Origin of the sequence: Natrialba hulunbeirensis JCM 10989 (genome assembly GCF_000337575.1) — an archaeon.
In the GTDB taxonomy this organism is placed as follows: domain Archaea; phylum Halobacteriota; class Halobacteria; order Halobacteriales; family Natrialbaceae; genus Natrialba; species Natrialba hulunbeirensis.
Genome location: NZ_AOIM01000009.1, coordinates 36082 through 55965, shown reverse-complemented (window position 1 = coordinate 55965; position 19884 = coordinate 36082). Strand labels below are relative to the sequence as shown.

The 19884-nt window shown below is 61.5% G+C and carries 18 protein-coding genes and 2 pseudogenes; 6 read left to right on the top strand and 14 right to left on the bottom strand.

From position 1 onward, the window contains the following. The first annotated feature begins 18 nt into the window (after nt 1-18). The 3 genes and pseudogenes from C483_RS01545 (at nt 19) to C483_RS01535 (ending at nt 5858) form a co-directional block, all read left to right on the top strand. Nucleotides 19-2047, top strand: a pseudogene (locus C483_RS01545) (MBL fold metallo-hydrolase RNA specificity domain-containing protein). Nucleotides 2048-2352: 305 nt separating this feature from the next. Next, nucleotides 2353-3339 (top strand): EamA family transporter, encoded by a 987-nt coding sequence (locus C483_RS01540; protein WP_006651586.1) that lies wholly within the window; start codon nt 2353-2355, stop codon nt 3337-3339. Nucleotides 3340-3443: 104 nt separating this feature from the next. After that, nucleotides 3444-5858 carry a PAS domain-containing sensor histidine kinase gene (locus tag C483_RS01535; RefSeq protein ID WP_006651585.1) on the top strand — a complete coding sequence of 805 codons (2415 nt, stop codon included), beginning with the start codon at nt 3444-3446 and terminating at the stop codon, nt 5856-5858. A gap of 160 nt (nt 5859-6018) precedes the next feature. Here the strand turns inward: C483_RS01535 and C483_RS01530 are convergent, their stop codons facing one another. From C483_RS01530 to C483_RS01505, 6 genes are all read right to left on the bottom strand, one after another. Then, complete coding sequence (locus tag C483_RS01530) at nt 6019-6825, bottom strand: ABC transporter permease (protein ID WP_006651584.1); 807 nt, start codon at nt 6823-6825, stop codon at nt 6019-6021. Then, nucleotides 6818-7753 (bottom strand): ABC transporter permease, encoded by a 936-nt coding sequence (locus tag C483_RS01525; RefSeq protein ID WP_006651583.1) that lies wholly within the window; start codon nt 7751-7753, stop codon nt 6818-6820. Before C483_RS01525 ends, C483_RS01530 begins: the two co-directional genes overlap by 8 nt. A gap of 2 nt (nt 7754-7755) precedes the next feature. Continuing rightward, entirely contained in the window at nt 7756-8901 is a 1146-nt protein-coding gene (locus C483_RS01520) for an ABC transporter ATP-binding protein (protein WP_006651582.1), read from the bottom strand. A gap of 82 nt (nt 8902-8983) precedes the next feature. After that, complete coding sequence (locus C483_RS01515) at nt 8984-10126, bottom strand: ABC transporter substrate-binding protein (protein ID WP_006651581.1); 1143 nt, start codon at nt 10124-10126, stop codon at nt 8984-8986. Between the two features lie 240 nt (nt 10127-10366). After that, nucleotides 10367-10873 carry a methyltransferase family protein gene (locus C483_RS01510; RefSeq protein WP_006651580.1) on the bottom strand — a complete coding sequence of 169 codons (507 nt, stop codon included), beginning with the start codon at nt 10871-10873 and terminating at the stop codon, nt 10367-10369. 174 nt (nt 10874-11047) lie between these two features. Then, nucleotides 11048-11884, bottom strand: coding sequence for an endonuclease III domain-containing protein (locus tag C483_RS01505; RefSeq protein WP_006651579.1), 837 nt, complete (start codon nt 11882-11884; stop codon nt 11048-11050). A gap of 283 nt (nt 11885-12167) precedes the next feature. Between C483_RS01505 and C483_RS21210 the strand changes: the two genes are divergently transcribed. Next, the gene (locus C483_RS21210; protein WP_006651578.1) at nt 12168-12509 is read left to right on the top strand and encodes a hypothetical protein; all 342 of its coding nucleotides are present in this window, start codon (nt 12168-12170) and stop codon (nt 12507-12509) included. 82 nt (nt 12510-12591) lie between these two features. On the opposite strand, the gene C483_RS01495 is transcribed toward C483_RS21210, so the two are convergent. The 5 genes from C483_RS01495 to C483_RS01475 all read right to left on the bottom strand — a co-directional run bounded on the left by C483_RS01495 (nt 12592) and on the right by C483_RS01475 (nt 15843). Beyond that, nucleotides 12592-12771, bottom strand: a complete 180-nt coding sequence (locus tag C483_RS01495) for a hypothetical protein (protein WP_006651577.1) — start codon at nt 12769-12771, stop codon at nt 12592-12594. 117 nt (nt 12772-12888) lie between these two features. Next, nucleotides 12889-13302 (bottom strand): DUF371 domain-containing protein, encoded by a 414-nt coding sequence (locus C483_RS01490; RefSeq protein WP_006651576.1) that lies wholly within the window; start codon nt 13300-13302, stop codon nt 12889-12891. 112 nt (nt 13303-13414) lie between these two features. Further along, nucleotides 13415-14758 (bottom strand): alkaline phosphatase family protein, encoded by a 1344-nt coding sequence (locus C483_RS01485; RefSeq protein WP_006651575.1) that lies wholly within the window; start codon nt 14756-14758, stop codon nt 13415-13417. A 167-nt stretch (nt 14759-14925) separates the two neighbouring features. Then, a complete protein-coding gene (locus C483_RS01480) occupies nt 14926-15111 on the bottom strand; it encodes a hypothetical protein (protein WP_006651574.1) in 186 nt (61 codons plus the stop codon). A 198-nt stretch (nt 15112-15309) separates the two neighbouring features. Further along, nucleotides 15310-15843, bottom strand: coding sequence for an inorganic diphosphatase (locus C483_RS01475; RefSeq protein WP_006651573.1), 534 nt, complete (start codon nt 15841-15843; stop codon nt 15310-15312). A 203-nt stretch (nt 15844-16046) separates the two neighbouring features. On the opposite strand from C483_RS01475, the gene C483_RS01470 reads away from it, so the two are divergent. Then, entirely contained in the window at nt 16047-16406 is a 360-nt protein-coding gene (locus C483_RS01470; RefSeq protein WP_006651572.1) for a PadR family transcriptional regulator, read from the top strand. A 183-nt stretch (nt 16407-16589) separates the two neighbouring features. On the opposite strand, the pseudogene C483_RS01465 reads toward C483_RS01470, so the two are convergent. Together C483_RS01465 and rnhA are read right to left on the bottom strand one after the other, a co-directional pair. Then, nucleotides 16590-17173 (bottom strand): annotated as a pseudogene (locus C483_RS01465) (DUF7108 family protein). 131 nt (nt 17174-17304) lie between these two features. Further along, nucleotides 17305-17898: a ribonuclease HI gene (gene rnhA / locus C483_RS01460; RefSeq protein ID WP_006651571.1), complete on the bottom strand. Its 594-nt coding sequence runs from the start codon at nt 17896-17898 to the stop codon at nt 17305-17307. Nucleotides 17899-18060: 162 nt separating this feature from the next. Between rnhA and C483_RS01455 the strand changes: the two genes are divergently transcribed. Then, nucleotides 18061-19023, top strand: a complete 963-nt coding sequence (locus C483_RS01455) for a transcription initiation factor IIB (protein WP_004213785.1) — start codon at nt 18061-18063, stop codon at nt 19021-19023. Nucleotides 19024-19192: 169 nt separating this feature from the next. On the opposite strand, the gene C483_RS01450 is transcribed toward C483_RS01455, so the two are convergent. Continuing rightward, a complete protein-coding gene (locus C483_RS01450; RefSeq protein ID WP_006651570.1) occupies nt 19193-19723 on the bottom strand; it encodes an SPW repeat domain-containing protein in 531 nt (176 codons plus the stop codon). Between the last annotated feature and the right edge of the window lie 161 nt (nt 19724-19884).

Here is a 19884-nt window from a genome sequence, read left to right as displayed (position 1 = left end):
AAGCCACATCTGGCGATTATGAGCACTGTAGAGCAGCAACTCGACGATTTGCAAGCAGAGATCACGAGCGAGTTACCGAGTGATATCTCGGTCTCCTCGGTGAAATACGAAGGACCAGAGCTGGTCGTCTACACGCGCGATCCGAAGGAGTTCGCCCAGCAGGGCGATCTCATCCGGAAGCTCGCGAGCAAGCTTCGAAAGCGCATCACCGTTCGGCCGGACCCGAGCGTCCTCTCCCGGCCGAACGAGGCTCGCGAGGAGATCATGAACGTCATCCCCGACGAGGCCGGCGTCACGGACCTCGACTTCCACGCCGACACCGGCGAGGTCGTCATCGAGGCCGAAAAGCCGGGCATGGTCATCGGCCGCCACGGCTCGACGCTTCGTGACATCACGAAGAGCGTCGGCTGGACACCGGAAGTCGTCCGCACGCCACCGATCGAGTCCTCGACGGTCTCGAACGTTCGGAGCTTCCTCAAGCAAGAGCGCGACGAGCGCCGCGATATTCTGGAGAAGGTCGGCCGACAGATCCACCGCGAGGAGATGTCCGACGACGAGTACGTCCGCATCTCGACACTCGGCTGCTGTCGCGAGGTCGGGCGCGCCTCCTTTATCCTCTCGACACCGGAGACACGCATCCTCGTCGACTGTGGGGACAAACCCGGCGCGGAGGGCGAAGTGCCGTACCTCCACGCCCCCGAGGCGTTCGGTGCCGGTCCGGAAACGATCGACGCAGTCGTCCTCACCCACGCCCACCTCGACCACTCCGCATTCATCCCGCTGCTGTTCAAGTACGGCTACGACGGCCCGATCTACTGTACCGAACCCACGCGGGACCTGATGGGTCTGCTCNGACCACTCCGCATTCATCCCGCTGCTGTTCAAGTACGGCTACGACGGCCCGATCTACTGTACCGAACCCACGCGGGACCTGATGGGTCTGCTCACCCTCGACTACCTCGACGTCGCCGCCAAGGAGGGACGCACCCCGCCGTACGACTCCGAGATGGTCCGCGAAGCGATCAAACACTGCATCCCACTCGAGTACGGCGACGTGACGGACATCGCGCCGGACGTGAAGCTCACCTTCCACAACGCGGGGCACATTCTCGGCTCGGCCGTCTCGCACTTCCACATCGGCGACGGCCTCTACAACGTCTGTTTCTCCGGGGACATTCACTACGACGATACACGCCTGTTCAACGGCGCGGTCAACGACTTCCCGCGCGTCGAGACGCTCGTTCTCGAATCCACCTACGGTGGACGGAACGACTACCAGACGGACCAGGAAGACTCCGAGGAGAAGCTCAAGGAGGTCATCAACAAGACCTACGAGAAGGGTGGCAAGGTCGTCATCCCGGCGTTCGCCGTCGGTCGCTCCCAGGAGATTATGCTCGTCATCGAGGAGGCGATGCGCAGCGGTGACATTCCGTCGATGCCCGTCCATCTTGACGGCATGATCTGGGAGGCGACGGCGATCCACACCACCTATCCGGAGTACCTACGAGACGACCTGCGCGACCGGATCTTCCACGAGGACGAGAACCCGTTCCTCGCCGAGGAGTTCAACCACATCGACGGCGGCGAAGAGGAGCGCCAGGACGTCGCCGACGGCGACCAGTGTATCATCCTCTCGACCTCGGGTATGGTCACCGGCGGTCCGATCATGTCCTGGCTCAGCCACATCGGTCCCGATCCAGACTCGCGGCTCGTCTTCGTCGGCTACCAGGCACAGGGGACCCTCGGCCGCCGCATCCAGAACGGCTGGGACGAGATTCCGACGAGCGAAGTCGGTGCAATGGGCGGCGACAACGGCCGCGGCACCCTCTCGCTCAACATGGACGTCGAAACCGTCGACGGCTTCTCCGGCCACGCCGACCGCGCGGGGCTCGAAAACTTCGTGAAGACGATGAATCCGCGCCCCGAGAAGGTACTCTGTGTCCACGGCGACGAGCGCTCGACGCAGGACCTCTCGAGTGCGCTCTATCACGACTACAACATGCGCACGTTCGCACCGAAGAACCTGGAGACGTTCCGGTTCCTGTAGGCTGCGTCGTCGACTGACGCTGTGCTTCTCTGGAGTGCTCGCCGGCGCGTGCCGGCTCTTGCCTGCTTTTTGATCGTGACGACATTGCGCTCGTCTAACGCATGCCACCGATCGCACTCGTGTACCGCACGTCACCGATCGCGCTCGTCTAACGCACGCCGGCAACCGAGTTTTCCGCCTCGATCCACAGCTAGAACTGTGTACCAGTGTCGACTGTCCCGGGCGACGAACAGCGCTCCTCGACGGGGACGTGACATGCGAACAGTGGCTGTGAGTATCGACGAACGGAGGCGAGTACGACACCCATGATCTCAGTCTGGTTCGGCTACGCACTGCTTACTGCCGTCGTCTACGCAGCCATCGCGCTGCTCGCAAAAGTCGTCAGCGGCGCGTCGATCGACGACCCGCTCACGCTCGCGGTGTACTCCTGTGTGCCCTTCTACACGGTGTACATCGTCGCCGGCGTGGTACTCGAGTGGCCGGCGATCAGCGAGGCCAGTTTCATGCCGGGTGGCGCGAGCGGGGCCGGCGGGGAGGCGGAAGCAATCACCCTCGCACTCGCCTTCGGCGTCATCTCGACGGCCGCCTACGGCGTCTACTACTGGGGACTCGTCAACGGCGACGTCTCCCGGTTCGTGCCGACGCTCTCGCTCGAGACGGTGTTCGTGCTCGGTCTCGGTTTTCTGGTGCTCGGCGAGGCGTTTCCCGCGGGCGTCTACGTCGGCGTCGGGTTGGTCGTCCTCGGCGCGCTGACGATCTCCTACGAGCGAGAGAGTGGCTCGCTGCGCTCGAGTCTGCGCTTTTCGACGGTCGGCGTCGCCGTCATCGCCGCGTTCGCGTTCGCCGTGTTCAACACCGGGATGAAGGTGCTGACAGACAGCTTCGGCACCGTCGAGCTACTGTTCTGGATCAGTCTCGGCGGCCTCCTGTCGGTGCTCGCGATCGCCCCGTTTCGCGCCGGAGCGCGGTTCGGCGCTGCACTCGACCCTCTGCAGGCCATCCAGCATCCGGACCAGCTCGCGACCGGACCCCGCCTGCTGCTCGTCGGCGGCCTGCTCAACGCCATCGGCCTCTTCACGTTCATCCGGGCACTCGAGTTCGGTCCGGTTTCGCTCGCGACGGCGGTGACAAAACTGGACGTGTTGCTGGTGTTCGTCGGCGCGCTCTCGCTGTCGAAGCTGGTACCGGCGGTACTCGAGGAGGAGTTCGATCCGTTCACGCTGGTCCAGAAGGGGACGGCGTCGATGCTGGTGGTGGCTGGCTGCGTGTTGATACAGGTAGGCTACGTCTGAGTGAGACCGGACGGGATTCGTGAGAAAATCGCCTGTACAGAGCCGAAGACGACAGCGAGCAGTCCGGCACGGAACTTATCCGGGTCGAAGTTCTCAATATGTATATGAGTGAACGGGACCGGTCGTCTGAACTGGGGTTCTGGGGAGAGACAGACGACACTGAGGCCCTCGAGCACTATCGGGCGCTCATCAACACGGTAGACGCTGGAATCTATCGACTCGATGCCGACGGCCGCCTGGTCTCGGTCAACGACGCAATCGTCGAGATAACTGGATACACACGCGATGAACTGCTTGGTGAGCACGTCTCCGTGCTCTTCGGTGGCGATGCTGTCCCGATCGAACACGAGATCGACCGGCTCCGTGCACCCGAGTCCGACGGAAGCGAGGTGCTCAATCGAACCATAGAGACCGCAGCGGGAGACCAGATTCGCTGTGAACTCCGGCTAAACGTACTCGACACGACTGAGTCCGTCCCGGGAACAGTCGGAACCGTTCGCGAGCGTGAGGGCCGCAAACAGACGGAATCAGAGGCCACCGAAGCAACGTTTCGGCGACTGTTCGAGAACGTACCCGGCAACTACCTCATCGTCCAGCCCGGAGACTACGAAATCGTGGCCGTAAGCGATGCATATCTGGACGCGACGATGACCGAGCGAGCGGAGATGCTCGGGAAGACGCTGTTCGATATTTTTCCGAACAACCCCAACGATCCAGCCGATGGCGCCGGGAACCTGCGCGAATCGCTCGATAGAGTGGCGGAAACCGGGGAAGCAGACACCATGCCGGTGACACACTATCCGATCCCCGACCGCGAGTCCGGTGGTGACGAGTTCGAAGAGCGCTGGTGGAATCCGATTAACTCGCCGGTGTTTGACACGACTGGCGAACTCGACTACATCGTCCATAGTGTCGAGGACATCACGCCGATCGTCCAGGAACTCCAGGCAGACGGCGAGCAGGAGCTGCTACGGGAGACAGACACGTTGGATACACAGCTCGCATCGGACGTCGTGCTGCGCGGACAGGAGTTGCTCCGACAGGCAAAACAAGAGGCGTACAGACAACTGCGCGAGAGCGAAGAGCGCTTTCGTGCGTTGGTCACAACCACGTCAGACGTGGTCTTCAGTACGAACGCAGACTGGAGCGAAATGCGTAGTTTAGAGGGGGTGGATTTCTTCGCTGACACCGACAAGCAAGGGACAACGTGGATTGAAAAGTACGTTCCGGCCGAAGACCAGCCGCGCGTTCAGGAGGCCATTGACGAAGCCACTCGGACAAAAAGCAGCTTTGAGCTGGAACACCGAGTCGTTCGTGAAGACGGCACAGTAGCCTGGATCGTCTCGCGTGCCACACCGCTGCTGGACGAGAACGGCGAAATCACTCAGTGGTTGGGAGCGGCAAACGACGTAACCGAACGGGTCGAACGCGAGCGCTATCTCGAGGATGCAAAAGAGCGGCTTGAAGCAGCGACAGAAGCCGGCGCTGTTGGGACCTGGGAGTGGAATATTCCCGAGGACCAGATGGTCACAGGTGCGTCGTTCGCCAAGAAGTTCGGGATCGATCCCGACGCCGCCATCGAGGGCGTCTCGCTCGACCAGTTCGTCTCGGCCATCCACGACGACGATCGTGAGCGAGTCAAACGGAGGCTCGAGGACGCCATCGAATCGGGAGAAGGATACGAAGAGGAGTACCGCGTCTGGGACAATAACAACGAACTCCGGTGGGTCGTTGCGCGCGGTCACGTCGAGTACGACGATGACGGGAATCCAGTAACGTTCCCCGGTGCACTGGCCGATATCACCGAGCGAAAGCAGTTCGAGCAGCAACTCGAGGAATCCAACAAGCGACTCGAACAGTTCGCCTACGCCGCCTCACACGACCTGCAGGAGCCCCTCCGGATGGTCACGAGCTACCTCCAGTTACTCGAACGCCGCTACGCCGACGACCTCGACGAGGACGCCAAGGAGTTCATCCAGTTCGCCATCGACGGCGCCGAGCGGATGCGCGCCATGATCGAAGGGCTACTCGAGTACTCGCGGATCGAGACGCGCGGCGATCCGTTCGAACCGGTCGAGCTGGATGCCGTGCTCGCAGATGTGCGCCAGGACCTCCAGATGAGCATCGAGGAGAGCGAGGCCGAGATTACGGCCGAGTCGTTGCCCCGCGTCGAGGGAGATCCAGGGCAGTTACGTCAGGTGTTCCAGAACCTGTTGTCGAACGCAATCGAGTACAGCGACGACCCGCCACGGGTTGCTATCTCGGCCGTGCGGAGCGGTTCGGAGGTGGTCGTCTCAGTCGCCGACGAGGGAGTCGGTATTGATCCGGACGACAAAGAGCGCGTCTTCGAGGTATTCCAGAGCCTGCACGCCCAGGACGAGTCGGGGACGGGAATCGGCCTCGCGCTCTGTAAGCGCATCGTCGAGCGCCACGGTGGCGATATCTGGGTCGAGTCTGAACCGGGCGAGGGTGCGATGTTCTCGTTTACACTCCCTGCTGCAAGCGATGACGAGACGTGAGTTTCTGACTCTCTCTATCTGCAGCAGACAGGTTGAGCCATACACAGCATATCGTAGCCACTTCGGCTGCCTGTCCCGCTTTTCCTCTTCTGCCAACCAACCTCCGCACGAAGGGGAGCAGAGACGGAAACCGGAGAACCCCTGCCTCGGCGACGGCGAGTCAGGAGAGCTGTTTCGAGACCCACTCGAGATTCGTCGCGATCGCGGCGACGATGATCGCACCGACCGAGATCAGGATGAGGAACGTCGAGACGACGCTCACCATCGGATCGAGCGCCTGGCGGATCTCCGTCCAGGCGAGCACCGGAATCGTCTCGGTGCCCGGCGTCGAGAGGAACAGCGCCATCACGAACTCCTGCAGACTGATGATGAACGCCAGCAGTCCGCCCACGAAGATGCCGTGTTTCACGTTCGGCAGGACGACGTGGACGAACGAACGAACCGGCCCCGCGCCGAGGTCGTGGGCCGCATCGAGCTGTTGCCAGTCGAACCGGCTGAACACCGAGCGCATCACGAAGTAGACGAGCGGCGTCGCCCACAGCGTGTGCGCCAGGATGATACTCGCGTAGGATCCTCGCAGTCCGACCTCGTTGAAGTACATCAACAGCGTGATGCCGAGGATCACTGGTGGGATCAACAGCGGGATCAACACGACCGGTGCCACAACCGAGCCGACCACGCTGTCAGTTTCGAGTTCCTGCCCGAACGCACCCAGCACACCGAGCAGTGTTGCGAGCAGCGCCGTTCCGACGCCGATGATGAGACTGTTCGTGAAGGCGTCTAGCCAGCGCGTGCTCTCGAAGAAGTCGGCGTACCAGACGAGCGAGTAACTGTCCGGCGGGAACGCGATCCGCCCCGATGCCGAGAACGACGTCACGACGACGACGAGCAGCGGCAACAGCATGAACACCAGCAACGCGCCGTAGCCGGCGCGGAACGCGGCGTTCTCGAGTTGCTCTCTATGCAAGGTCGAAGTCACCTCCGAAGCGGTTGAGAACAGCGAACATGATCGAAACCGAGACGAGCATCAGGAGGAGCATGATGACCGACAGTGCAGCAGCAGTCGGGTAGCGAAGGTCGCCCAGGAGCAACTCTTCGACGTGGAGTGCGAACGTAATGTTCTCCGAGAGTAGCCCCGGTGCGGCGTACGCACCGACGCTCCAGGCGAAGGAGATGACCGCCGCGACGATAATGCCGGGCATCGCCTGTGGCACGACGACCTCCGCAACGGAGCGCGGTCGGCTCGCACCGAGGTCGCGAGCCGCCTCGACGACGTGCCAGTCCATCGTCGCCAGCACGCTGTAGATCGCCAGCACGGCGTACGGCAGAACGATGTACACCTGGCCGATCACGGCACCAGCCATACTCGGAACGAACTGGACGGACTCCGAGAGCAGTCCCGTCGAGAGCAGAATGTCATTGACCGTTCCCGACGGCGACAGCAGCGGCGTGAACGCGTACGTCCGGATCACCAGCGTCGTGAGCAACGGCAAGACGACCGAGAACAGCAAGAGTGTCTTGACGAGCCCGGTCGCACGCCAGATGGCGTACGCGTAAAACAGCGCGAGCACGACCGTCACGGCGGTCACGGCAACCCCCAACAGGAACGAGTAGCTGACGACGCTCCACAGCAACTCGAACGCCAGGATGTTGTCGACGACGGCGGCGTAGGCCTCGACCGACCACGAACCTGGTTCGTAGATCAGATCGCTTGAGGGTTCTGCGAAGCTGATCCGAAGCAAGATCAGGAACGGAATCACGAACACCAGCAGTTCGAACGCGATCAGCGGGGCCATCAACAGCAGCGCCCGTGTCGAACTCGACTGCCCGGCGAACGACTCCCGGAGCGAGGCGAGCGAGGTCGGGATCTGTGGCAGTGATGTCGTCTCAGACATTCTTAGAGGGAGACCCGCGTTCCATCCTCGCGGAAGGCCAGTACGTCTGCGCCGTTCCACTCGAGTCGGATCCGGTCGCCGGCCGACAGCGCGCCGGTGCTCGCGTCGGTTCGCTCGGCGAACATGGACGTGCCGTCGACATCGGCGGAGTAGCGGACGGTCGAGCCGCGATAGATGACGTTCTCGACGGTGCCGGTGACGGCGGTTCGCGAGCTGCCGTCGGTGGCGAGCTGTTCGCCGGTGTCATCAGCGGCCGTGCCGCCGTCGGCCGAGGGCTGGTCGATCGAGAGAATTTCGGGGCGCAACGAGAGCGTGAGCGCCGTTCCCTCGTCGACGGCCGGCTCGGCGTCCGTCGGTAACACGAGTTCGGTGCCGAGTTCGGTGTCAACGTAGACGGCGTCGCCGGTCGTTCGCGTGACGCGGGCGTCGACGAAGTTGGTGTCGCCGAGGAACGACTCGATGAACTGGTTCGTCGGGTTCTCGTAGACTTCGTCGGGGTCGCCGATCTGGACGAGTTCGCCCTGATCCATGATGCCGATACGGTCGGCGAGGGTGAACGCCTCGTCCTGGTCGTGGGTGACGTGGACGAAGGTCTCGTCTAGATCCTCGTGGATCTCGCGCAGTTCGATCTGCATGTCCTCGCGCAGGCGCTTGTCGAGATTCGACAGCGGTTCGTCGAGCAAGAGGACGTCGGGGTTGACCGCGAGCGAGCGGGCGAGTGCGACGCGCTGTTTCTGACCGCCGCTCAGGTTCGTCGGATCGTCCTCTCCGTAGCCCGTCATCTGGACGCGCTCCAGCATCGACTCGGCCCGTTGCTCGCGCTCGTCGGCCGGGACGCCGCGCATCTTGAGGCCGAACTCGACGTTCTCGCGGACGGTTTTGTGTGGGAACAGCGCCCAGTCCTGGAACACCGTCGAGGTGGTTCGTTCGTACGCCGGATCGTCGGTCACGTCGTCGCCATCGATCGAGATCTCGCCGCCCGTGGGCGTCTCGAGGCCGGCGATCATGCGCAGGGTCGTCGACTTGCCGCTGCCGCTCGGGCCGAGCAGACACAGTAGCTCGCCGTCTTCGATCTCGACGGAGACGTCTTCGACGGCGGTCGTCTCGCCGTATTGCTTTTCTAACTCGTGCAGTGTGATTTCTGACATTAGTCTGAAGTTGGTATGGAGTGCGCTCAGTGACAGGTGGGTGAAACTGTGGAGTGGTGGTAGTGGTCGTCGTTGGCGCTGCTCAGGACTGCTGTTGGATCGTCGAGAACTCGTCGGACAGGTGGTCGTCGTGGCTCGCGAGGTACTCCCAGTCCGGGAACGCGATGTCTTGTGCCTCCTCGGTCGTCGTCGGAAGGTCGTCCTCGAGTCCCTCGGCGTACTCGATGTCCTCGTTGCTGAACACCATCGGCGCGTGTTCGGACCACTCGGACTGCACGTCGGCGTCGAGCAGGAAGTTGATGAACTCCTCTGCCTCGTCGCGCTTGTCGGTGCCGCGGACGACACACCAGTTGTTGAGCCAGCCAGTCGTCTCTTCGGGCATCGTGTGCGTCAGTCCGTCGTAGTCGTCGATGTCGTAGGCCGTCTGGTCGTAGTACCACTGGGCGACGTCGATGACGCCGTTCTCGAAGGCTCGCCAGATATCCTCGCCGGAGCTCGCCCAGCTCTGGACGTTCCACTCCTCGACCTGGTCGAGCACGTCGTCGTGGTAGGCCTCGTCGTGCATTTCGCCGGCGCCGTTTTCCTCGTCCATGCCGATCGCGGCGGCGTAGAGCGGATACCACCAGAAGCCGGTGTCGACGCCGATCCCTGTGCTATCGGCGACGGCCGACGAGGAGAGGTCGCCCCACTGTTCGGGGTCAACGTCTGCGTCCTCGCGGTGGATGATGGTACACGGCGCGCCGTCGACGGGAAGCCCGTACTCCGTGTCGCGCATCTCGCTGTAGAAGTCGATGATACCGTCGGTATTCGGAATGTTCTCTTCCCGAATCGGCTCGAAGAGGTCCTGCTGACGGCCGTAGTAGTAGAAGTTTCCTTCAGCGACAGTGACGTCGAACGGCGGGTTGTCCTCGGGTGCCGACTGGATGTCGGCCAGAATTTCGTCCCACCCGCGGTGGATCTCGATCTCGGTGTCGTGGTCAGCCTCGTATCGTTCGACGACACCGTCCTCGAAGCGATCTGCGTAATTGCCGCTCCAGATACTCACGCGCAGTGGGTCCTCGCTGCCGAGCAGTTCGGCACAGCCAGCGAGAGCGGTCACAGAACCGACCGCCGTCGCGGAGAGTAACCGCCGTCTCGAGGTCGTTCCGGCGGACGCGGTAGTTGAAGCATCGATCGCGGACTTCGTCTCGTCAACCTCTGCATCCCGTTCTGGGCCTGCAGCCATTGGTGCCCCGGTTCTACCCCGATTGCAACATAAAACCGTTGTGATGTTCGAACTACATCTTGTGACTCGTGACCATACACACCACAGGAAGCGACGGTCACTCACTACTGGACGTCAATGCTGACGCCGGGTCGTCTGTCCCATCGTCGCCCAGCCCACAAGACCAGATCAGAAATTGAACTGTAATTTGGACTGATAGGCCCCAATCATGAACGGACGATACAGAAGCGAGCGGCTCGCTTAGTCGACGACTCGACGAAGAACCCGCGGCAGAGGAAGCCAGCGCGGTACGTGTTCTACGTACGCGTCGAACGCCTCCCCGTGTTCGGCCGCCAGATGCGGCTCCTCGTAACTCACGACGCGCCTGTGAAAACCGAGCAGACAGCCGACCGCCCACCAGCCGACGAGTGCCGACCGGTATCGGACTGCCTGTCCAACAACGACCAGTACGACGCCGATATACATCGGGTTCCGGCTGTAGGCGTAGACACCATCGGTGACGAGTTCGTCCGGTTCGTCACTCGGTGAGGGTGTCCCATCACTGTCTGCAAACTGGAACGCGGTGTGTAGATACAGGAACCCACCACCAATCAAGGAAACCTGTCCGAGGCGCTGGACCGCCGGCGACTCGAGTACGTTGTACTCGAGATCACCCCGCCCGAGCAGCCACGGGATCAGTCCGGCGACGGTTCCGGGAACGAGGACGGTGAAGACGGCGGTCTTCAGGAGTGCCAGTGGTTGTGCCATAGCAAGTGTGATACTCGAATACGGAAATAGCCCTTGTGGCAACGACACTGCTGTAAACAGTACGATACTGCTGGAGATAGGACGACACTGCTGGAGACAGCGACAGTGATCGCACAGCAGTCGTGAGACCGACTGTGTCGTGATTGGCAGTGACCGCAACAAATCCGGAGACAGTTACGTTGGCGCGTCAGCGGGGTCGACGACCTCGCCCGTCTCGGGATAAACACCGACCTGCTCGCAGAGGTCGGCCATCGGGCACGCCTCCGGGTCCTCGAGACAGGCCGGTTTTCGTGCAGTACAGAACTCCCGCCCGAACTGGATTGTAGCCGTGTGTCCGAAACCGCACTTCGCGGCTGGCACCTCGGCTTCGAGCACCGCGCGGACTTCCTCGTGGTCCGCCTCAGGGGGTGCGATGCCCATGCGCCGGTAGATTCGGTGGACGTGCGTGTCAACCGGGAAGACGCCGTTTCGACCGCCCGCAAAGAGGAGGACGCAGTCGGCTGTCTTCGGACCGACTCCGCGCACGTCGAGGAGCGTCTCGCGCACAGTGTCGGGGGCTTCATCCGTGACGAAGCGGTCGAACTCGGCCGCGGAGCCGAACTCGTCACAGACCCACTCGGCCGCGTCGATGAGCATCCCGGACTTCTGGTTGTAGAGTCCCGCAGAGCTGATGGTCTCTGCGAGTTGTGACTGCTCGGCGTGTGCGAGTGCGTCAGCGAGGTCCGCACGCGAACTTGAGTCCCCGTAGCGGTCGATCAGTGCATCGTGTGCCGGTTGGCTCGCCTTGTCGCTCGTGTTCTGGCTCAGAATCGTTCTGACGAGACACGTAAAGGCGTCCCGTCCGCCGTAGGTCTTCTGCCAGTAGCGCTCCCCGAGGCGGTCGACGACGCGTTCGGCCCGCGTGTCGGCGGTTGCGGGATCGAACGTAGCTGCAGTACCGCCACCCGTCGTCCCACCGCTGATGTTACGGTCGGGTTCGGGATCCGCCGGTTGGTCCGACTCGTCGCTCATACGGCCCTGTCAGGGCGGCATGCGTATCGGTTTTTCTCTGCGATCCTGATTTGGTCGACCGATAGTCTCAGTAATTGTGTCCACTGTCCGGTGTCTCGTCTCGCCCACACCACAGCACACCACAGAGTTGGTCGCCCCCATCACGGACGCCGCTGTCGTAGTGTTTGACTCCGCGGAACACGCCTCGGCACTGCTCACCCGATTCCAGACCGAACTGGAGACCCGCGGCAGCGCACGACATCGCCCGTATCGTTTTAAGTTCGTCTGGCGGTAGTATTCGCGTGTGCCCGCTGAGTCGCCACTCGACACGATTCGTATTACTACGACAGCACGCAAGAAATGCGACCGCTATCTCACGCCAGCAGAACTGAAGACCACCCTCCGAGACCGATCTGGCTACGTCTGCAGGAAAGTCTCACCGAACCATGAAGGGCTGTACGACGAAACGAAGTTTATTATCCGATGCACATTCTTCGACATCGACCTCGACGTCGTGTTCATCGTTGAGTCTGACCACATTGTGGTCCTGACCCAGATGTCACAACACGCTGATAGCCTCCGCGGGCAGTTCTACGAACAGGTCGGAACGACGGCTGCAGACGCGGTCGCGGCAGCACCGGACTGACGTTGTCTCACGAGCAGCTAGGTCAATAGTAGAACGGAAAATAACGCCAGCATCGATGAGCAACGCTACAGCACCGTCTGTATCAGTGACTCAGCGGATCCTCGATCTTACACGCGAACGTCTCCGAACACTCGTCGCACGTCGCCGACCGATCGTAGCCGTCCCGAAGCGACCCAGTTCGTTCGCGCGTCCTGAGTACCGTTCGGTCGATATCGACAGCAGTCTTCGTCGAGCAGTGCGGACAGATAACGCGTTGTGACATACTGACCGATTCTCGCTCTCTGCCATTTGTGTTGTGGCCGTTCGGGTCGTCTTGGCCCAACAGCACTTGGGCCAACAGCACGACGACCCACCTGCCACACACTGCGACTACAGCACGCTACTCGACTCTGAACGTCACCGTCACGTCCGCACCCCCTGAAAGCGCCTCGACAAGATCGCGGTCGAACCCCTCCGCGGCAAACTCAGCCCCTACCATAATCGTCCGGTCGTCGACGTACTCACTGGTCCGGCCGACCGCGCTTCGCTCGTTCGTGTACTCGAGTGCCGGATCGCCACGACCGGTTACCGTTTCGGTGTGGCCGTCGGCTTCGATGGTCACAGTAATTGTGGCGTCGGCGTTCTGGCAGGCGTCGATGAAGTCGGGGTCGAAGTCGGCGGGTGCTCGATCCGCGTTGATGGCGAGGATGCAGTCGCCTGCTGGTGTGAGATAGTCGTCGGTAGTTACCTCGAACGTGCTCGCGTGTTCGGCACTGACGTGCTCGTGGCCCTGGGCGTGGATAATCTCTTGCATGCGGTCTCTGGTAGGCGGTATGTCGCCGGGCGGAAAACGGACTCGAATCGACGAGCGGGAAACGGCAATCGTGAGAGAGCGACAACAGGAAACGTCCGCAAGTCCCACCGACTCAGACCAGACTCGCGCCGTCGAACTCGCCGCGGCTGTACTCGATGTCCAGTAAATCGAGAATCGTCGGCGTAATGTCTAAGAGGTCGGCGTCACCGATCGATGCGCTCGGCTCGTCGATGTACAGTGCCGTATCGTCGAAGCTGTGCATCCCGTTTCGGGGACCGGTCGTGAAGATGTCGGAGTCGGCCTTGAAACCGGACTTGAGGTCGAAGCCCTTGTTCGGAATCGCGACCAGATCGGGCGCGATGTCGTCGTGGTCACCACGGAACGCATCTTCCTTTTCGACCACGCGTTCGACCACCTTGTTTCCGTCCGGGCCCTCGAGTGCCTCGAGAGCTTCCTTGAGTTCGTCTCGGACGTCGTCGTACTCGTCTTCGGGAACGGAGCCACGAGGTTCGCGGCCCTCGAGATTGATGTAGAAGCGGCCGGGGATGAATGAGTAGGCTTTCGTCTCTGTTGCGATGTCGCCCAGTTCTTCGGGGCTGTCGTCCTGGAAGGAGAGCCAGCCCTCCTCCCGAAGCCACTCGTTGAAGTGGACCTCGTAGTCCAGGCTGGTGAAGCCGTGGTCGGAGGCGACGATCAGAGTCACGTCGTCGGGCAGCGCCTCGCGCAGGCGCCCGATGTAGTCGTCGACCTTCTGGTAGAACTCGATGAACTCGTCCTTGTACTCCCCGTCCTGTTCGTAGTCCTTGAACAGGAAGTGGTTGACCCGGTCGGTCGTCATGAAGACGCCGAAGAAGAGGTCCCAGTCGTCCTCCTCGATGTAGTGTTCGAACGCCTCGAATCGGGCGTCGATGGTCTCGTGGGCGTCCTCGATGAACTCCTCCTTGTTCTTTTCGTGACCCAGCTTCGGATTGACGTCGATCCGATAGTCGAGCGTGTCGAGGTAGTCGCGAACGTCGTCCGGATAGGCAGCCTTCTCGAGACCTGGCGAGAGGAAGCCCGAGACCATCCGCTGGACGTTGCGCTGCGGTGGGAAGGTGACGGGGACGTTCATCACGGTGGCCCGCCGGCCCTCCTCCTGGACGCGGTCCCAGACGCGGTCGGCCTGGACCTCGTTTCCCATCGGGACGTAGGTATCGTAGGTGCCGACCTCGCGGTCCTGGAAGCCGTAGACGCCGGTTTCGCCGGGATTGACACCGGTCGTCAGTGACGGCCAGCAGGCGCTCGATTCCGGCGGAACGATACTCGAGATTTCGCTCGCCGTCCCCTCGTCGGCGAGTGTTGCAAAGTTCGGGAACAGGTCTTCGTTCTCCGAGAGCAGACTGTACGGCACGCCGTCGACCCCGATAAATGCGACGCGGGGGGCATCATCGCCCCGCAACCGGTCGAATAGACCCATGGACGGACGTAGTTCAACCGTATACAAGAAGGTTCGTTTCGGGACACTCTTTTGAGAAGGACGAAACCGTTCTCAGCGGACGGGGCCCTCGAGACGGGAACGATGTGACCGAGAGAACAGAGAGGACTGCGGTGCGAGACGCGAGGAGAAGGCGCTAATACGCTGGCTCAGTCGTCCTGACCATCAGCGGCGGCGTCAGTGGTGTGGTCGGAACTGGTGGTTGACTCGAGGGCTGCGTCGTCTTCAGTGGCCTCGAAGTTGGTCGGGACGACCGTCACGTGGCGCATTCCGACACCGGCTTCCTGCTCGTCGGCCGGCACCGATTCACGCGAGGACGGGTTGGTTACTGCCATGACGGATCAGTATACCACCTACACGGGGTTAAAATTACCCATGCTCATAATGCATGAGCCACCCGTGACTGGATAACCACGGTGAATCGACTCGCCGAGCGGTGTCGAGACTGGCGTGCGTCGGTCGAAGCAGAAATGCTGAGAAATCGTAAGAAACGGCGAGAAACGGTGAGAAACGACGCAAAGAGAGCGGCGTCGTTACTCGAAGTTTTCTTCGTAGAGGTCCTGGGCGTGCTCGATCGCGTCGTAGGCAGCCTGTCGGTCCTCCCAGCCCAGCGTCTCGACTTCCTTGCCTTCCTCTAAGTTCTTGTAGGTCGCGAAGAACTCGTCGATCTCGTCGAGTTGCTGCTGTGGGATGTCCTCGAGGTCCTCGATGTGATCGTAGCGTGGGTCCTCGGTCGGGACGGCGATGACCTTGTCGTCCTGTTCGCCGTCGTCGTCCATCTTCATCAGGGCGACGGGGCGGGCTTCGATGACACAGCCGGGGAACGTCTGATCTTCGACGAGGACAAGCACGTCAAAGGGGTCCTCGTCGTCGTAGTACGACTGCGGGATAAACCCGTAGTCACTGGGGTAATGGACGTTGCTGTGGAGTACGCGGTCGAGGACGACGCCCGGGACGTCCTTATCGTACTCGTACTTGTTCCGTTCGCCCTTGAGACACTCGACGACAGCGTAGATCTCTTCGGGCGGATTCGGTCCGGTCTCGATATCTTCCCAGAGATTGACCATGCACCGCACTCTCCACGGTGGATCAAAAAGTACTTTCCTAATCACGTTTCACGTTCTACGTGACGGTTGCCAGACAGCCGACACACACGGGCACCGAGTACAGGGCCGCCTGTACTCATCGTCAGCGGTTAGCTGCGATCTAACCCGACGATATTACCGAATGGTTGGCAAGTCTTAAATAGTCTGGTGACATTTGCACAGGTATGTCAGAGGCACAATCAATCACCGGCGAACAGAGTATTGCACGAGAACTTACAGCGTTCCAGAACAACATCCTCGTCATCCTCGCCAAGGAACCGATGTACGGCCTGGCGATCAAGCGCGAACTCGAGGACTACTACGGAACCGAAGTCAACCACGGGCGTCTCTACCCCAACCTCGACGAACTCGTCGAGCTCGGACTGGTCGAAAAGAGTGAACTCGACAAGCGAACGAACCAGTACTCGCTGACCGACGACGGCTACGACGCCGTCCTCGACGGCCTCAGCTGGACTCTCTCGAAGGTCGTCACGGGCGACGACCGCGCGGACGAGATCAGCGAGATCATCGAGAACAGCTACTGAACTGTCGGGCAGTTCGGTACTCCGTTTTGCGATCAGCGTGTCAGTATAACAATAGATAGCGGACGGTACGCCGGTACGATAGCAAGCAACACGATAGCTAACAGCACGCCAGTTACTCTCCAGCACGACCGACTCCCCTCCCTCGGACTCGTCCGCAACAGAATTCGCGTTCGCACCAGCTCTCTACGCTCGATCCTCAGCAACGGCGTCATCCAGTGCCGACGGCTCCGTCTCTCCCTCGATCACCGGGTACGGTTCGTCAGCGACATCGAACACCAACTCGAGTGACTCCTCGAGTGCAGCCACCTGTTTGTCGGTCGGCCACGCGTTTCGGACGACGTACTCGGAGCGGAACTCCGCGAGTTCCGCGGCGGTCAGCGATGCGATTGGCTTCGCGTAGTGGTTGCCAGCGAAGTCTGCGAGCAGGCGCGCGTTCTCGCCGTGAACGTCACCGTGTTCCGTGCGGACCGCCGCGACGAGTTCTCGGTTGGCAGCGTCGATGGCCTCCCAGCTGTCTCTTATACACATCTCTGATGGCGCGAGGNATGTGTATAAGAGACAGCCTCGCTGTCGTGCCACTCGGCGGGGTGGAGCACGAGAACGGCATCGCCGTCGTCGCGGATACGCGCGCGGTACTCGTGGGTGGCGAGCAGGTCGTCCCGGCGGTCCTCGTAGGCTGCGGCCTCGTTTTCGTCAGGTGTCCGTCGTGCGAGACGAGTGAGGCGTTCGGCTTCCGCGATGACGTCGTCGGGAAGGTCGGCAGTCATATGTGAGTGTTCGTGCGCGAGGGTTTGTGGCTTGCTGATCCAGGTTCGGCTGGCTGGGCGATCGGGCTGTGACTTGGAGATTGAAACCAAACCGCGTCTGCACACTCTGCACAGAATCCGTGCGTGAGCGCTCAGGACTGATCCATCGCTTCGTTCGCGAGCTCGTCCGCCCGACTGTTGACCTCGCGGGGAACGTGCTCCAGCGTCCACTCGTCGAACGCGCGCAACAGTTCGTGGACCGTCACGCGCCGCTCCCGCAGTTCCGGATTGTTCGTGTTGTACTCTCCGCGCACCTGCTTGACGATGAGTTCCGAATCCCCGCGGACGTGAATCTCGTCGTAGCCGTAGTCGCGCGCGGCCTCGAGTGCAGCGATCAGCGCCTCGTACTCCGCCTGATTGTTCGTCGCGCGCCCGATACGGTTGCTGCCTTCCGCGACGATACCCTCGCTCGTGACGATCACCCAGCCGATTCCGGCCGGGCCAGGATTCCCGCGCGCGCCACCGTCGAAGTAGACGTGTGCGCGACCCCCGCCCTCGCGAAGGATGGACTCGAGTACCCGGGGCTCGCTGCCCTGGATAACGATCTTGTCGTCATAGGCGACGGCGGTTGCGCCGTCGCGGCTCGCACGCCAGCGCTCGTGGTCCGTGTTCCCGGATTCGACGGGGACACCGGCGTCTGTGAGGCGTTCACGCGCGTCGTCGACGTCACACTCGATAACCGGCATTCGATGCTGTGGTCGGCCAGTTTCGGATAAAGGTTTTCCGGTTTCAAATGGTAAACCATGGATCTCAGCCCTCAGAAGCATCGATTTCGGGCGTCTTCCGTCAATAGTCGAAACAGGTTACCAAAGGTTTATGTATGCTGGTGATACTACTATAAAAGTGCGATGACACGGTCCACCCGCCAGCGGGAGCGAACGCGTGAGAAGGACGAGACCGAGGACCAGGAGGGGGTACGTGCCTGCCCCGAGTGTGAATCGGACAATCTCGTAAAGGACTCCGACCGGGGTGAGCTCATCTGTGAGGACTGTGGGCTCGTCGTGGAGGAAGAAAAAATCGACCCAGGCCCTGAGTGGCGGGCGTTTAACCACCAGGAACGGCAGGAGAAGTCCCGTGTCGGTGCCCCAACGACACAGACGATGCACGACAAGGGGCTGACGACGACGATCGACTGGAAAGACAAAGACGCCTACGGACGCTCTATTTCCTCGAAAAAGCGCAGTCAGATGCACCGACTGCGCAAGTGGCAAGAGCGTATTCGAACGAAGGACGCCGGCGAACGCAACCTGCAGTTCGCACTCAGTGAAATCGACCGGATGGCATCGGCACTCGGTGTCCCGCGCTCGGTCCGCGAAGTCGCGTCGGTGATCTACCGCCGCGCGCTCAAAGAAGACCTCATTCGCGGCCGTTCGATCGAAGGTGTCGCAACGTCTGCGCTGTACGCTGCCTGTCGCAAGGAAGGCATTCCACGCAGTCTCGAAGAGATCTCGGAAGTCTCACGCGTCGAACGCAAGGAGATCGGTCGAACGTATCGGTATATCTCGCAGGAACTCGGCCTCGAGATGCGCCCCGTCGACCCGAAAAAGTACGTTCCCCGCTTCTGTTCTGAACTCGAGTTGTCCGAAGAAGTCCAGACCAAGGCCAACGAAATCATCGAGAAGACGGCCGAGGAAGGGCTCCTCTCGGGCAAGTCGCCGACCGGGTACGCCGCCGCTGCGATCTACGCTGCGTCGCTTCTCTGCAACGAGAAGAAGACTCAGCGCGAGGTCGCAGACGTAGCCCAGGTGACCGAAGTCACCATCCGGAACCGGTATCAAGAACAGATCGAAGCGATGGGAATCCACGGCTAACACCGTTCGCTCGCGGTTGCGATTCAGCAGTCACAGTCCTTTTTTGACGCTGCTCCCGCTGATCGGTGACCGACTGGTGTGGTGAGACATACGTGACAGGTGATGGGTTATGGATGGGAAGTGAAGACGACCGGTGACGAGTCACGTGTCACGAGTCACGTGTCACGGATCACTGCCCACGTCGATCGTAAACCGCAGTTTCACGAGCGTCAGCGTCTCCTCGCCGCGCCCGTGCTGTGACGGCGCTGTAGCTTCCGATCCCGACCACCAGGAGACCGACGACGACGGTAATCGTCGCGCTGAGTTCGTTCGCCGCTGCGACGGTGGCCGTCTCGGGACCGATGACGAACGGCGATGCCACGAGCCAGAGACCGAGGATCGCAGTGAGTGTCGCGACACCGACGCTCCCCAACGCCGCATCCGTTCTCCTGACGTAGTTGTACGCTCCAGTCGCGATCAGCGCTGCGCCGACGAGAAGCGCGTTCCAGCGTAGCCCCGCGACGATATCGAAGGCGACCGCTTGGACCATTGCGATAGCACCGAGGACGACGATACTCGCCGGGAGCCACCGCCCGCGTCGGTCCGGGTTTGGATTATGCACAATGATATCCCGCGCAGTCGCACCGTCGTCGGACCGGGCGCGATCGTCGTGTTTCGCGCTCGATTCGTGCTCGTCTGCGTCCCAGTTCGGTCTGGTCATCGGATATGCGGCGCTCAACTCCCGGTCAAAAAGAGTCTGGTGCTCACCCCTGCAGGGACAACGCAAGAGCGCCTGCACCCGACCGCCTGTCCACTGCACAGCTTCACGCTCGGAACAGGTGGGAGACGCGGTGAGGACAGCCCACATGTGTACTCTGAGAG